Genomic DNA, 12,445 nt, shown 5'->3' with positions numbered 1-12,445 from the left:
GGAATCCATTTCATAATACCTGTATCGTTATTGTTTCCATTGATCTGTTTAGTAAATAGAGAAGAGAATAAGCTATGCTATATTGGATATTGAACATTTTAAATAACAGGAGGTCTAAAGCGATGTATCTATATTTTTTGTCATCACCAATATCGGATGCACTTAAGGAGCACCCTTATTTCACGCTTCAGAATGATGAAGACACACGTTATGTGATCGAACTCGATGCTATGGTCGACAACGACCCGGCCATTCCTGCCTATGAAGCGATTGATGCAAGCGGAAGCCTTAGCGGAAGCAAGTTTATTGTCATGAACAATATTCCGGTCACAGACGATGGAAGAGAAGCATTTGAAGCGAGATTTATGAACCGTGCTCGAAAAGTAGAAGATGAGCCAGGCTTTGCAGGTATCCGCGTGCTTCGTCCGCTGAACAGCGATACGTATGTCATCCTTACCGCATGGGATTCCAAAGCAAGCTTTGAGGCTTGGCAGCAATCCCAGGCCTTTGCCCATGCACATCAGAAACGTGATTCTCAAGAAGGTCTGAAGGCTCAAGCTCCTTCAATCTTTGCCCGTCCTTCTTTTATTACGACGTACACGGTTCAATAACCTAATGAATGTTGAACAATAACCTTATGTAAGCCCGCATTACCTGATCCTGATCCTTTAGGGCTGGTGAATGCGGGCTATTTTACATTCATTTCCCACTTGGCGGCTTTTGACAACTTTTTAAATCCATAGGATAATATTTTATTGCAGTGCTGTAACAAGCACTCGATCTTATTGTATACTAATACCATTATTTTACATTGCAGACTGCTTGCAAGTGGAAGGAAGGCGGTACATTTGGAACGCTTCGCTTGGAAGACATTCTTAACCAAGCCGTTTGTTTTCTTTACCTTAATCATGCTGATCAAGAGCTACCTTACCTGGTACGCCATATTTGATGATATCCCATTCTGGCAGCCTCTCTTGACTGAGATTCCTTTTGTATGGCTGATCTTTGCCATCATTGAACGCTTCGCTGACAAGAGAAAGATCGGGTATTACATGATGACGAATCTCATCATAACGGTCATCTTTTTTGCTGCTATTATGTACTACAAATATTACGGAGTTATCGTTACCTACCATGCTCTTGCCCAGGTTAATCAGGTAACTTCGGTCAACAGCAGTATCTTCTCACTGCTCGCTCCTTATTATCTGCTTATTTTTGTAGATATCATTGTGCTGCTCGTATATTTCATTCAGCGCCGCATTCGTCAGAATAAGCAGGTATTCTATACCCCGAAGAAGCTGCCACGGCTTGGAAAGAGAACCGCTGTCAGCATATTCGTCATCTCGGCCATCATTACCGTATTTAACATCTGGCCGAACCGGGCAAGTATGAATGAGCTGAATCAAGCGGAATCCATGGGTATACTCAATTACGAGGCCTTCTTGATTGCCTCAGACCGGCCTGAGGACCCCGTGCCTCAGAAGGAGATTACCCAGGAGAGCATTAATGAGCTCAAAGGCATCGATGCACCAGAGTCCATCATTTCCAGCTACTGGGATGCAGCCAAGGGCCGCAATGTGATTATCATACAGCTCGAGTCTTTCCAGAATTTCCTGGTCGGGCTGAATGTGGATGGCCAAGAAGTTACGCCTAATCTGAATAAACTGGCGCAGGAAAGCTTGTATTTCCCGCATTTTTATCAGCAGGTCGGTCAAGGGAATACATCCGACGCCGAGTTTGTCGTCAATTCTTCCTATTACATCCCTCCGCGGGGAGCCGCCTCACAGGAATATGCGGATTATGAGGTGCCGAGTCTGCCGAGACTGCTTACGGAGAACGGTTATAATACAACCACTTTCCATACAAACCATGTAGAATTCTGGAACCGGCTGGAGATGTACTCGGCTCTCGGTTTTGGAGATTACTATGAATATGACTTTTTCGGGGAAGAAGATATGATTGCATTCGCGGCATCAGATGCCGTGCTGTACCGTAAGACAGCAGAGGAGCTGGCAGCTCTGCAAGAGGAAGGGCGGCCTTTCTATTCACAGGTGATTTCGATGTCTGCCCATCATCCTTACCATTTGCCTGAGGACAGATACAAGATGGACCTGCCGGAACGTTTCGAGGGTACGCTGGTCGGCAATTATATTCGAGCACAGAATTACGCCGATTACGAGTTCGGCCTATTTATAGACCAGCTCAAAAAGAACGGCGTCTGGGATAACAGTCTCATCGTTGTGTATGGCGATCACCTGGGTCTGCCCATCTATTCCCTTGAATCCGATGATAAAGCACTGATGAAGGAAATATTCGGACGTGAATATTCCATGGCAGACATGATCAATATTCCGCTCGTTATTTCCGCCCCAGGTGCCGTAGAAGGTGCAAGAGTAGATCAGCTTGGCGGGCAGGTCGATATTGTACCGACGGTTGCAAGCCTGCTGGGCATCTCAATGGACGATTATATTCATTTCGGACAGGATCTGCTGAGCGGACAGCCGAATCTGCTTCCTGAGCGCTATTATCTGCCAACCGGATCATTCATCAGTCAGGAGGGAATGTTCATTCCCGGCAGTGGCTTTGAGGATGGCAAGCAGTATAAACTGCCCGAGATTGAAGAAACAGCATCAAAGGAATTTATAGATTCTCTTGTGCCGCCTGAAGACCCTCTGCTCGCGAAGGAAGCATCAGGAACGGAAGCTCCTGACGTAAGCCAAGATCAGTACGAACGAGCGCTTGCCCTAATGCATTATTCATACAGCTATGTGTCACAGCTGCCTGAGCGCTCTGACATAGAGGAATAATTTAATTAAGTAGATATATAATGATAAGAAATAAGCCTTCTGCCGCTGGCAGAAGGCTTATATTTATTCTATATGCGGACCGGATCAGACATCCGCTCCGAGCTAGGCGTCATAACTGTCCGCAGATCATTCAGCTTCGCTATTGTCAGCCCAATTAGAGCGGAAGCAGCGCCTGCTCCTCCTGCTCCTCCAGCTTATCCACCATGGAAGTCCACTCTGCCGGCTTGACAGGCAGCACTGCATAATAGCGCTTCAGGAAGTTCGCCACCAGCTTGCTGGAGATCCCCTTCTGTGATTCATCTGCCGGCATGAAGCACAGATCAAGGCCGCCGACCGCCTGTCCATCACCTTGCCATGAAGGATGAACATAAGGGAAATCAATCTTTTTATAACCTAGATGAGAAAGCACTTCTCTACGTACATAAGGATTCATCGACTTGATGCCGCCAAATTCATGCTCATCCGATATGTAGGGATTATAAATCTCGGCAAACATGCCGAAGAGCTCCTTGCCTTCCGCCTGCGCCAAGCTTCTCAGATCGCGCCGGCGTGCATTGGCCAGAAACGGTCCAATCCCAAGTCCATCATGCCCAATAATCGTGAAATCAGTCATCGCTACATTCCAATCCGAATAATAGCGATACTCCGTAGCTCCAACTACCTGATCGTCCAGCACCGCCACAAATACCCGGATACCCGGGTCCTTTAATGGTTCCTCCCACAGTGAGAATTCAAGCACTTCCTCCGGGGGAAACACCTCTTGCATCAGCTTATGCATTTGTGCAAAGAGCGGATCCTTGATCGAGACAATACGAATATATTCCATTATGACTACCTCCTCGTTCACCTTAATTAACTAGCCCGCATTCTCATTTTACGATTCTGCGCATAATTCAGTTTTATTTAAACGGATTGCGCCATTCCATCAGTGCTCCATAGTGACAGGATTCCTCGTCATCCAGGTAATTCTCAGCGACGGCCACAGGTGTTCGTCCACAGCGCAGCAAAAAGGAAATGACGGGATCACGAAGCTCACCGCAGGCGACCGCAGACAGGTAATCCGCAGCACTCATCCTGTCCGCCACTTTATGGTACCCGGGCATTCGGCTGCCTCCCAGAAGCCGCTGAGCACCTTCCTGTATAACGACATGGTACATGGATTGCATGAGCAGCTGTCCAATGCCGAGTTTGCGATAAGCAGGACGGACGCTGATATCCACGACATATAGTGTATCACCATCCGGCTGGTGATTTCGAATATAACCTTCGTCAGTTGCTTCTGCCCAGGTATGTTCGGGATGTGCCGGGTCAAACATCGTTCGAAGCCCCGTCATTGAACCGGCTAGTATGCCGTCTACCTCAACCGTAAGTGCCCCTTGTGGAAACAGGGTAATATGACTGCTCAGCTGTTCTCTGCTCCACCACAGCTCCGGTGGGAATGGAGGCGGAAAGCATTCTGCCTGAATCGCAATCAGCTCATCAAAGTCGTTCTCGGTATAATTCCGAACGACGGCAGGAACCGGCTTACCCTCACTTAGGATATACATTTCTTTACGATACACCGCCAAGCTCACCTGCCTTTTCTACCAGTCTGGGTACAGATCCACCCGGCGGTCACGCCAGGTTGTTACCGCTCCGCGCTCACGCACTTCATACAGCAGGTCAAGATCCAGATCCGCGGTTACGATCATATCGTCATTGATTTCCCCTTCGGCCATAATTCCGCGCGGCGGAAACGGAATGTCATTCGGCGTAATAATCGCAGCCTGACCATAATTGGCCCGCATGAAGTCAACGGTCGGCAGGCTTCCGACCGTTCCGGTCAGAACCACATATACTTGATTCTCTACAGCTCTCGCATGGCTTGTGTATCGAACACGATAGAATCCGTGACGGTCATCCGTACAAGAAGGGCAGAAGATCACATCCGCTCCCTTGGCTTTGGCCATACGAACAATTTCAGGAAACTCAATATCGTAGCAGGTCAGCACGGCAATCGTTCCTTTATCCGTCTCAAATACCGTTAATCCCTCACCTGCCCCCATATTCCATTCCTTCACTTCCGTAGGCGTAATATGCAGCTTCGGCTGCCGGCCGATCAGGCCATTCGGATAAAATAGATGTGCGGTATTCAGCAGCTTGTCATCCTTCTTGATCACATGAGTGCCTGCAATAATATGGACATTGTACTGCTTGGCGAGCTGTGTAAACAAAGCCTCGTAAGCCTCCGTAAAATTCGGCAAATCCTCGATCCCAAGTGCATTTCTATTCTCATCGCCGATCGACATCAGCTGTGTTGTCATAAACTCTGGAAACAGGATAAACTCGGCGTCAAATTCCTCGGCTGTCTTTATATAATGCTCCACTTGGGCTGCAAACTGCTCAAAGCTGGTAATAGTCTGAAGCTTGTATTGTACGGCAGATACACGCAGTTTCATTCGGGCTTCCTCCTTCACTTATCTAAAGTTCGATGTGGATCATGGTCTAAGTATTGAATCGTCACTTCAAAGCCATTGTATCAGGGAATATCCCTTCTGTTTAGTGCTTAGGCTTAAGCATTTTCTCTGAGAAAGCAATCCACTCTCGTACCGCAAATGACTGGTAGCGGTCCTTCCGCCACACCATGCCGAGATCCCACGGAATCCGCTCCTTCAGCTTAAGGATCCTTACCTCCTCTTGGCGAAGCTCTCTGCAGATCGTCTCCGGCAGCAGAGCAACCCCGAGTCCGGCGGCAACCATGTTGCTGATCAGATCCCACTGTGCGCTCTCATATATAATTCGCGGCTGATATCCTGCCTTCTGACAGGCTCCAATAATCCGGTCATGCAGTGAGAAATCCTCGCGGAACAAAATAAATCCATCCTCGCTAAGCTCGGCCAATTGAATCTCATCCTGTTCTGCAAGTGGATGTGTGGGGTGAAGCACGACCTTCAGGGATTCATCAACGAAAATATAGCTGTCGAATAAATCCTCATCTGCAGGCAGTACCGTCACCCCCACGTCCAGCGCGCCCGATAGAATATCATTCTCGACTTTCTTCCCGCCATCCTCAAACAGCTGAATTGTAATGTTCGGATACTGCTTATAGAATGCTCCAATCACTTTAGGAAAAAAAGACGCGCCGATCATAGGCGGGAGTCCGATCCGGATATGTCCCTTCTTCAAATTCATCAGGTCATCCAGCTCAGAGGATAAATTGTGGAATGAAGTCACAATCTCCTGGGCCTGACGGGCAAATACTTCACCTGCATCGGTCAGTTTCACATTCTTGCCATAACGGTCAAGCAGGGTCACACCAAGCTCGTCTTCCAGACTTTTTACCGTTTTGCTGATCGTTGGCTGCGTGATGAACAGCACCTGCGCTGCCTTCGTGAAGCTGTGCTGCCTCGCCACCTCTAGAAAATACTGCAAATGCCGAATATCCATGGATTAATAATCACCTTCTATAGAAAAATGGAATGACAGGCATGCTTAATATGCATTTTACTCATGAAAATGAATCATGTAAAATTTCAGTAACAACTAGTATACATTCTAGGAGAATGGAAGACATTATTATCACTTTAATATAAAGGAGGCGGACTCATCTTATGAAGCAAACGGGAAAGATCCTATTTCAAGTCGTGATTCTGCTCGTCATCTCATTTGTGATGAATGGGTTGGTACAGCTCTTACAGCTGCCGATCCCCGGCTCCATCATTGGCATGCTATTGCTATTCATATTGTTGAAGACCGGTATCGTTAAGCTGCGCTGGATCGAGGCCGGTGCCAGCTGGCTGCTGGCTGAAATGCTGCTATTCTTCATTCCTTCCGCTGTCGGCATCATGAACCATCTAGATCTCATGAAACAGAGCGGTCTCAGCATTCTGCTCGTGATTCTTATCAGCACATTTATCGTCATGGCACTATCCGGGCTTGCGGCTCAGGCAATCACCAAGAGAAAGGAGAATAAACCCTATGACAGCCCTGCTGTGTCTCCTGTTCACCATAGCCATCTATCTGCTGGCCAAAAAAATGTATAAACAATTTCCTAAGGTCTACCTTTCCCCGCTGCTTATCGTACCTGCGGTAATTGTCGTCGTTCTGCTTCTAACCGGTACGTCTTATGAGTCATATAACGAGGGCGGCAGTTTGATTACACTGCTGCTTCAGCCTGCTACAATCGCTTTTGCAATACCGCTCTACAAGCATTTCGATGCTTTAAAGAAGAATTGGCGAGAGATCGCCATTGGAGTTACAAGCGGCTCGCTCACCGCCATCATCTCCACTATGGTTACCGCAAAATGGTTTAATCTGGACACAGCGCTGGAAACCAGTCTCGTCCCTCACTCCATCACAACACCGATAGCCATGAATATTTCGACAATGATCGACGGAATTCCGCAAATAACCGCCGTTTTCGTTGTCATTACAGGTCTCACTGGGCTGCTGATCGGACCCAATGTAGTAAAATGGCTGAAAATCGATGGAGAGATTGCCAGGGGAATCGCTTTTGGTACAAGTGCGCACGGTACCGGGACTTCCAAAGCATTCGAATACAGCCCGCTGACAGGTACCATTTCGAGTATATCCATGGTTCTCGCCGCTCTCATTACCCTCATGGTCTCCCCCCTATTTTCGGTATTTCTATAATATTAGTCTATTATATTGGCTAATTTTTGAAAAAACCTATTGTATTGCAGTACATTCTTCCCTTAAAATGAAGAAATGATAATATCTGCTGATTAGCGGGGGAGATTACCCATGAAAAGAACCGGTATGAAAAGAGCGCTCGACCGTCTTGGCCGAATTGTACTTCCCAAGGAAATGCGTGACACCATGGAGATCGATATCGGAGATCCGCTGGAGTTTTTTATTGAAGGTAAAGAATTAATTCTTCGTAAATACAAGTCTACTCTATGCATTTTTTGTGGAAATGTGGACACGGAGATGTATTTCAAGGAACAATTTATTTGTAAGAGCTGCGCTCAGGAACTGAAATTCACGGATCATTCGGTGGACATGCCTGAGTCTGATCGACAAGGTTCGACTAATTCCAACCAAGAACACCGCTTATCCCCATTTACAGATTCGAAATTCGCAGGATCATCAACTGTACATAAACATCTTTATTCAACGGGATCGGATGAATTTGCCCGTGACGTACGTCCCAAGACAGCCCAAATGCTTCGCAGGATGAAAGAAATTATAGAAGGCAATCCAGGTATCTCGCAGAATCAAATCGCTGAGAAGTTAGGTATTAGTCAAGGCCGTGTATCTCAGCTCAAGAAGCTCCTCTAGTCATATTAATATGAATTACTATAACCCTCTCGGTAGATCGAGAGGGTTTCGTTTTTTTTATTCACAGCTTGACTCGAATTTATTGAGTTAAGAGGTATAATAGAGTTATATCCATTAGTATGATTCTGTTCTATTATAATTCGAGGTGATCTCATGGAGCCCCAAAACAACGAGCGATGCCCGATTACCCAGGCAATGGACCTCTTAGGCAAGAAATGGGCTGTCCTCATTATGTATCATTTATTATCTGGCCCGAAACGCTTTACGGAGCTGGAAGCAGCTATGGCTATCAGCGGGCGGCTGCTGTCCGAAAGACTGAAGGAGATGGAGGTCGCTGGTATTGTCACCCGTAAGATGTATCCGGAGATTCCTCCACGCGTCGAGTACGAGCTCACGGATAAGGGCCATGCCATTGAACCGGTCATTAAAGAAATTTACGAATGGTCCACCGAGTGGATTATATAAATTTATGAGTTACAGCCCTGAGCAGAATCGATCGATAAGAATCTGTCCCAGGGCTGTTTGCTATTGTCATGTATGTTTAATGAGGATCATAAAAGGGAAACACGTTCTCCGGTCTGCGCAGATTTCAGGGCAGCCACGGTGACTGCTTGTGTACGAACCGCGTCCGAGTAATCGGAACGGATACGGCTTCGATCACCTGTACGCAGGGCATGAATGAAGGCTTCATTTTCCAGCAAGTATGCGTTGCCCTTATTCTCTATTGTTGTCATCCCTGCAGGTTCGGGCTGCGCAATCTGCAGCCTCTCCGGATTCCAATCCCATACACCATGAGATGAATAGAAGGTCAGCCCACTGCTACCCGGTACACCATCCGGTAGAATACATGTGTTGGAAATATTTGCTACGGCTCCGCTCTCAAGCCGCAAATTGACCGTTCCTACATCAGGTACGCTTACACCTTCATGCAGCTCGTGAAGGCTGCGGTTTGCGTACATAGCCTGAACCTCCACCACTTCTCCGGCCACATATCTCAGCAAATCTACAATATGTGTCGTTTGCTCAATAAATTGTCCGCCTGATCCTTCCTGACGCCGCCACCAAGCGACTCCTGGCATGCCTCCATTCCATGCTCCGTTCGCCATGCCAATGGTATGTCCGGCCAGATCCAGCCTCAGCTGGTCCACCGTCTCCTGATAACGGAAATGATAGCCCACCGATGTCAGCAGCCCCTTCTCCCGAATGGCAGCCTCGATCTTCTGCGGTAATAGAAGATCCGTTGCCAGCGGCTTTTCAACGAGAAATGGAATATTCCGCTCAATGAGCGCAAGCTCAATCTCCCCATGAGACATAGGCGGAACACAAATATATACGGCATCCAGCTGTTCAGCATCCAGCATATCTGTCAGCTGATCGTAACCTTTTGCAGCATAGTCTGCTGCCATTCGGTCTGCCTTCTCCGAGCTTGTCCCAAGGATGGATTGAACTTGTACACCCTCCATCTGCTGCAGCAGCCCGGCGTGCACCTTACTGAACCAGCCCGTGCCGATAATTCCAATTCTGAGTGTCATCTCGCCAATTCCCCTTTTCTAATTAAGATAACGGTTTCACTGAGAACCACAACCCATGAAACGCCTCCGCATGTTATCATCATTTTCCTTATTAAGAATAACAAATTTAACCGGCGAACTCTATCTATACACCGATAAAAAATGCCCTCCTGAAGAGGGCATCTTAATCATGATCTTTTCTGAATCGTCTCAGCCTGCTGCCGGTTTAGTCTCTGCAATAAGCTGGTCCAGCTCCTGTGTGTAGATCTGCTGTTCGACGTCTGTCCAGCCATTCACCTTCATCATGTATTCAATGACGGGAGCTTTATATTGCTTAACCCAGTCAATATGGAAGAAAAGTGCCCCTGTACGGCGGATGAAAAAGTCGGCTGGCGTTACCGCCATCTCTTCCTTCATTGCATAATTCAGCTGCATGAGCACCTCGATTGGCAGATGAATGCCAAGAGAAGGTTCAATGCCTTCCGTATGCTGAAATAACCGTTCTGCATTCGACCCGTACATCTGTGACAAACGTGCTGCATCCGCTTGGGTCAGTCCATGCCGCATACCGATTTCTGTCATTCGCTGAACAAACGCAGGATAGCCCGTGCTTCCGCCGACATGTCCGCCTGAGATCGGCATACGAACCGTTTGGCATGCTTTGAAAGGCCCTTTTCCTTCGTTATGCAATAGTTTCGCAGTCAGATCCACAACGCTCTCCGCCATCTTGCGATAACCAGTCAGCTTGCCTCCCGCAATCGTGATTAAACCGGAGTTAGACTGCCAAATTTCGTCCTTCCGTGATATTTCCGAGGCACTCTTTCCTTCCTGAAAAATAAGAGGGCGAATCCCCGCCCAGCCGGATTCGACATCATCAATCGTAATGTTCAGATCACTGAACATATAGTTAATCGCTTTGATAACATACTCAGCATCCTCTTTTTCGATCGTAGGATTCGCGAGTTCTTCTTTATATACCGTATCCGTCGTCCCCACATACGCCTTGCCGTCACGTGGAATGGCGAATACCATCCTTCCATCCGGTGTGTCAAAATAGATCGCCTGCTTCAGTGGAAACCGGCTTTGGTCAATGACAAGATGAATGCCTTTGGTATGCTGGAGCACTTTCCCTTGCCTCGATTGATCCTTCTCTCTCAACTGATCGACCCAAGGACCGGTTGCATTGACGACCTTCGCCCCATGTATGGTAAAGTCGGAGCCTCCGATCAGATCCTTCGCCTGGATACCGCACACCTTGCCGTCTTTATAAATGAATGAATTTGCCTTGACGTAGTTCACGGCGAGAGCACCATTTTTCACAGCTTCCTTCATGACTTCAATCGTTAGTCGTGCATCATCCGTCCGGTATTCCACGTAGTAGCCGCCGCCCAGCATTCCTTCTTTCTTCAGCAGGGGCTCTTTGCTGAGCGTCTTCTCCTTGCTGAGCATGACCCGGCGTTCGCTTCGCTTCACCCCGGCCAGAAAATCGTAAACACGAAGTCCAATGGATGTCATAAACTTACCGAATGTCCCGCCTTCATAGAAAGGGAGCAGCATCCACTCCGGTGTCGTTACATGCGGTCCATTCTCGTAAACGATGGCGCGCTCCTTCCCGACCTCAGCCACAACATCGATCTGCATCTGCTTCAAATAACGCAGCCCTCCATGCACAAGCTTCGTGGAACGGCTGGATGTACCTGCGGCGAAATCCTGCATTTCGACGAGCGCTACCTTCATCCCCCGAGTTACGGCATCTAGTGCAATACCAGCCCCTGTAATACCACCGCCTATAATCAATAGATCAAAGTTCTCCTTACTCATCGCCGTTATGGCATCCGTTCTGTTCAGTTCAGCAAATCCTGTCATATCTATGACCTCCGCTTCTTATATTTACACACAGAAAACAGAAAAAGAGACCACGAAATAAACATCAATGGCAGGGTGCCAAATAATGTATTCGCGGTCTCTCCTCGTCTCCTGACAACTATTAACTTGTTACGACTATCATAACACGGGTTAACCGTAATGCAAACCTTTAACTGTATATCTTAAACCATCTGTGTATTCCTATCCCTCTTGACGAAAAATAAATGCTTGGCTCTCTTCTCCTTAAAACTGTCCAGTAGCCAGCATTCTCTCCCTTGTTATACGGCCCAGTTGCAGCACAACCTCCTGGGCAGCTTCATAATTCTGCTCCTTGAGCACTTTCAGCGTATCCCGGTTGATGCCGATCGCGCTATAGTGCTTGATGTGAGGCGTTAGCTTGAACCGGACAATCGCATACATCCCCAGTTTATCCTTAAAGGAATCAAAGGTGCTCAGCATAACAGTGTTGCCAATGGATGCTACGATCTCCCTCATAAACAGAAAGTGATGCTCGATATATATCGCATAATCATTATTCTGCTCTGCAGTCCGCTGTGCCTCTACATGGGCAGTCAGTGATTCTAGATCTATATAAATATCTCTGCTGCGGTCCTTCATTACCTGGAAGCAGTAGAAGAGCATAGACTGAATTTGTTCATTCAAATCGATGAATTCCTTGCTGTTCATTTCCTTGACCAGTATTCCGCGATTCTTGAGTGCTGTTACATATCCTTCTGACTCCAGACGAGCGATGGCATGCCTTACAGGCGTCCGGCTCATCTGAAAATCTACGGACAGCTCATTCTCTGACAGCAGCGTCCCTGGCATTAATTCCCCGCGAACGATTTGATCACGCAGCAACGTGTATGCCGTATCAACCAGCGAGTTTTTTTTCATCATTTATGTAGTCCCTTTCTGCCCATGACTTATACTCACACTCGATTGTTATCACAGTTCAAACAAAATATCTATATTTTCGAT

At 47.4% G+C, this 12,445-nt stretch carries 13 protein-coding genes; 6 read left to right on the top strand and 7 right to left on the bottom strand.

The genetic code is table 11. The features are described 5' to 3' along the window. Window positions 1-122: 122 nt before the first annotated feature. Both BK126_RS20320 and BK126_RS20315 read left to right on the top strand, forming a co-directional pair. On the top strand, window positions 123-611 hold the full coding sequence (locus BK126_RS20320; RefSeq protein ID WP_076314377.1) for an antibiotic biosynthesis monooxygenase family protein: 489 nt from the start codon (window positions 123-125) through the stop codon (window positions 609-611). Between the two features lie 297 nt (window positions 612-908). After that, window positions 909-2,807 carry an LTA synthase family protein gene (locus BK126_RS20315; RefSeq protein ID WP_083656057.1) on the top strand — a complete coding sequence of 633 codons (1,899 nt, stop codon included), beginning with the start codon at window positions 909-911 and terminating at the stop codon, window positions 2,805-2,807. A gap of 154 nt (window positions 2,808-2,961) precedes the next feature. Here the strand turns inward: BK126_RS20315 and BK126_RS20310 are convergent, their stop codons facing one another. From BK126_RS20310 to cidR, 4 genes are all read right to left on the bottom strand, one after another. Continuing rightward, the gene (locus tag BK126_RS20310; RefSeq protein ID WP_076314375.1) at window positions 2,962-3,633 is read right to left on the bottom strand and encodes a GNAT family N-acetyltransferase; all 672 of its coding nucleotides are present in this window, start codon (window positions 3,631-3,633) and stop codon (window positions 2,962-2,964) included. 73 nt (window positions 3,634-3,706) lie between these two features. Beyond that, a complete protein-coding gene (locus BK126_RS20305) occupies window positions 3,707-4,369 on the bottom strand; it encodes a GNAT family N-acetyltransferase (RefSeq protein WP_256702955.1) in 663 nt (220 codons plus the stop codon). A gap of 21 nt (window positions 4,370-4,390) precedes the next feature. Next, window positions 4,391-5,245 (bottom strand): carbon-nitrogen hydrolase family protein, encoded by an 855-nt coding sequence (locus BK126_RS20300; protein ID WP_076314374.1) that lies wholly within the window; start codon window positions 5,243-5,245, stop codon window positions 4,391-4,393. A gap of 100 nt (window positions 5,246-5,345) precedes the next feature. Then, entirely contained in the window at window positions 5,346-6,233 is an 888-nt protein-coding gene (cidR, locus tag BK126_RS20295; RefSeq protein ID WP_076314373.1) for a cidABC operon transcriptional activator CidR, read from the bottom strand. A gap of 164 nt (window positions 6,234-6,397) precedes the next feature. Between cidR and BK126_RS20290 the strand changes: the two genes are divergently transcribed. The 4 genes from BK126_RS20290 to BK126_RS20275 all read left to right on the top strand — a co-directional run bounded on the left by BK126_RS20290 (window position 6,398) and on the right by BK126_RS20275 (window position 8,552). Beyond that, window positions 6,398-6,829, top strand: a complete 432-nt coding sequence (locus BK126_RS20290; RefSeq protein WP_076314372.1) for a CidA/LrgA family protein — start codon at window positions 6,398-6,400, stop codon at window positions 6,827-6,829. Continuing rightward, window positions 6,765-7,439 (top strand): CidB/LrgB family autolysis modulator, encoded by a 675-nt coding sequence (locus BK126_RS20285; RefSeq protein WP_076314371.1) that lies wholly within the window; start codon window positions 6,765-6,767, stop codon window positions 7,437-7,439. Before BK126_RS20290 ends, BK126_RS20285 begins: the two co-directional genes overlap by 65 nt. Window positions 7,440-7,550: 111 nt before the next feature. Then, window positions 7,551-8,087 carry an AbrB/MazE/SpoVT family DNA-binding domain-containing protein gene (locus BK126_RS20280; protein WP_076314370.1) on the top strand — a complete coding sequence of 179 codons (537 nt, stop codon included), beginning with the start codon at window positions 7,551-7,553 and terminating at the stop codon, window positions 8,085-8,087. Between the two features lie 153 nt (window positions 8,088-8,240). Then, the gene (locus BK126_RS20275) at window positions 8,241-8,552 is read left to right on the top strand and encodes a winged helix-turn-helix transcriptional regulator (protein WP_076314369.1); all 312 of its coding nucleotides are present in this window, start codon (window positions 8,241-8,243) and stop codon (window positions 8,550-8,552) included. Between the two features lie 86 nt (window positions 8,553-8,638). On the opposite strand, the gene BK126_RS20270 is transcribed toward BK126_RS20275, so the two are convergent. The 3 genes from BK126_RS20270 to BK126_RS20260 all read right to left on the bottom strand — a co-directional run bounded on the left by BK126_RS20270 (window position 8,639) and on the right by BK126_RS20260 (window position 12,364). Then, window positions 8,639-9,619 carry a Gfo/Idh/MocA family protein gene (locus tag BK126_RS20270; protein WP_076314368.1) on the bottom strand — a complete coding sequence of 327 codons (981 nt, stop codon included), beginning with the start codon at window positions 9,617-9,619 and terminating at the stop codon, window positions 8,639-8,641. 189 nt (window positions 9,620-9,808) lie between these two features. Next, window positions 9,809-11,464 (bottom strand): glycerol-3-phosphate dehydrogenase/oxidase, encoded by a 1,656-nt coding sequence (locus BK126_RS20265; protein WP_076314367.1) that lies wholly within the window; start codon window positions 11,462-11,464, stop codon window positions 9,809-9,811. 243 nt (window positions 11,465-11,707) lie between these two features. Beyond that, a complete protein-coding gene (locus BK126_RS20260) occupies window positions 11,708-12,364 on the bottom strand; it encodes a GntR family transcriptional regulator (RefSeq protein ID WP_083656004.1) in 657 nt (218 codons plus the stop codon). Window positions 12,365-12,445: the final 81 nt, after the last annotated feature.

The sequence above is a fragment of the Paenibacillus sp. FSL H7-0326 genome, from assembly GCF_001955535.1.
Taxonomy (GTDB): domain Bacteria; phylum Bacillota; class Bacilli; order Paenibacillales; family Paenibacillaceae; genus Paenibacillus; species Paenibacillus shunpengii.
The sequence above is the reverse complement of the archived record's forward strand: the minus strand, read 5'-3'. Positions and strand labels throughout refer to the sequence as shown.

What these genes read in the sequence shown, in the direction of transcription:
- BK126_RS20265 (WP_076314367.1), bottom strand. Translation starts at nt 11,464, where the DNA reads ATGACAGGATTTGCTGAACTGAACAGAACGGATGCCATAACGGCGATG.
- BK126_RS20285 (WP_076314371.1), top strand. Translation starts at nt 6,765, where the DNA reads ATGACAGCCCTGCTGTGTCTCCTGTTCACCATAGCCATCTATCTGCTG.
- BK126_RS20290 (WP_076314372.1), top strand. Translation starts at nt 6,398, where the DNA reads ATGAAGCAAACGGGAAAGATCCTATTTCAAGTCGTGATTCTGCTCGTC.
- BK126_RS20275 (WP_076314369.1), top strand. Translation starts at nt 8,241, where the DNA reads ATGGAGCCCCAAAACAACGAGCGATGCCCGATTACCCAGGCAATGGAC.
- BK126_RS20270 (WP_076314368.1), bottom strand. Translation starts at nt 9,619, where the DNA reads ATGACACTCAGAATTGGAATTATCGGCACGGGCTGGTTCAGTAAGGTG.
- BK126_RS20280 (WP_076314370.1), top strand. Translation starts at nt 7,551, where the DNA reads ATGAAAAGAACCGGTATGAAAAGAGCGCTCGACCGTCTTGGCCGAATT.
- BK126_RS20300 (WP_076314374.1), bottom strand. Translation starts at nt 5,245, where the DNA reads ATGAAACTGCGTGTATCTGCCGTACAATACAAGCTTCAGACTATTACC.
- BK126_RS20310 (WP_076314375.1), bottom strand. Translation starts at nt 3,633, where the DNA reads ATGGAATATATTCGTATTGTCTCGATCAAGGATCCGCTCTTTGCACAA.
- BK126_RS20320 (WP_076314377.1), top strand. Translation starts at nt 123, where the DNA reads ATGTATCTATATTTTTTGTCATCACCAATATCGGATGCACTTAAGGAG.
- BK126_RS20260 (WP_083656004.1), bottom strand. Translation starts at nt 12,364, where the DNA reads ATGATGAAAAAAAACTCGCTGGTTGATACGGCATACACGTTGCTGCGT.
- BK126_RS20315 (WP_083656057.1), top strand. Translation starts at nt 909, where the DNA reads ATGCTGATCAAGAGCTACCTTACCTGGTACGCCATATTTGATGATATC.
- cidR (WP_076314373.1), bottom strand. Translation starts at nt 6,233, where the DNA reads ATGGATATTCGGCATTTGCAGTATTTTCTAGAGGTGGCGAGGCAGCAC.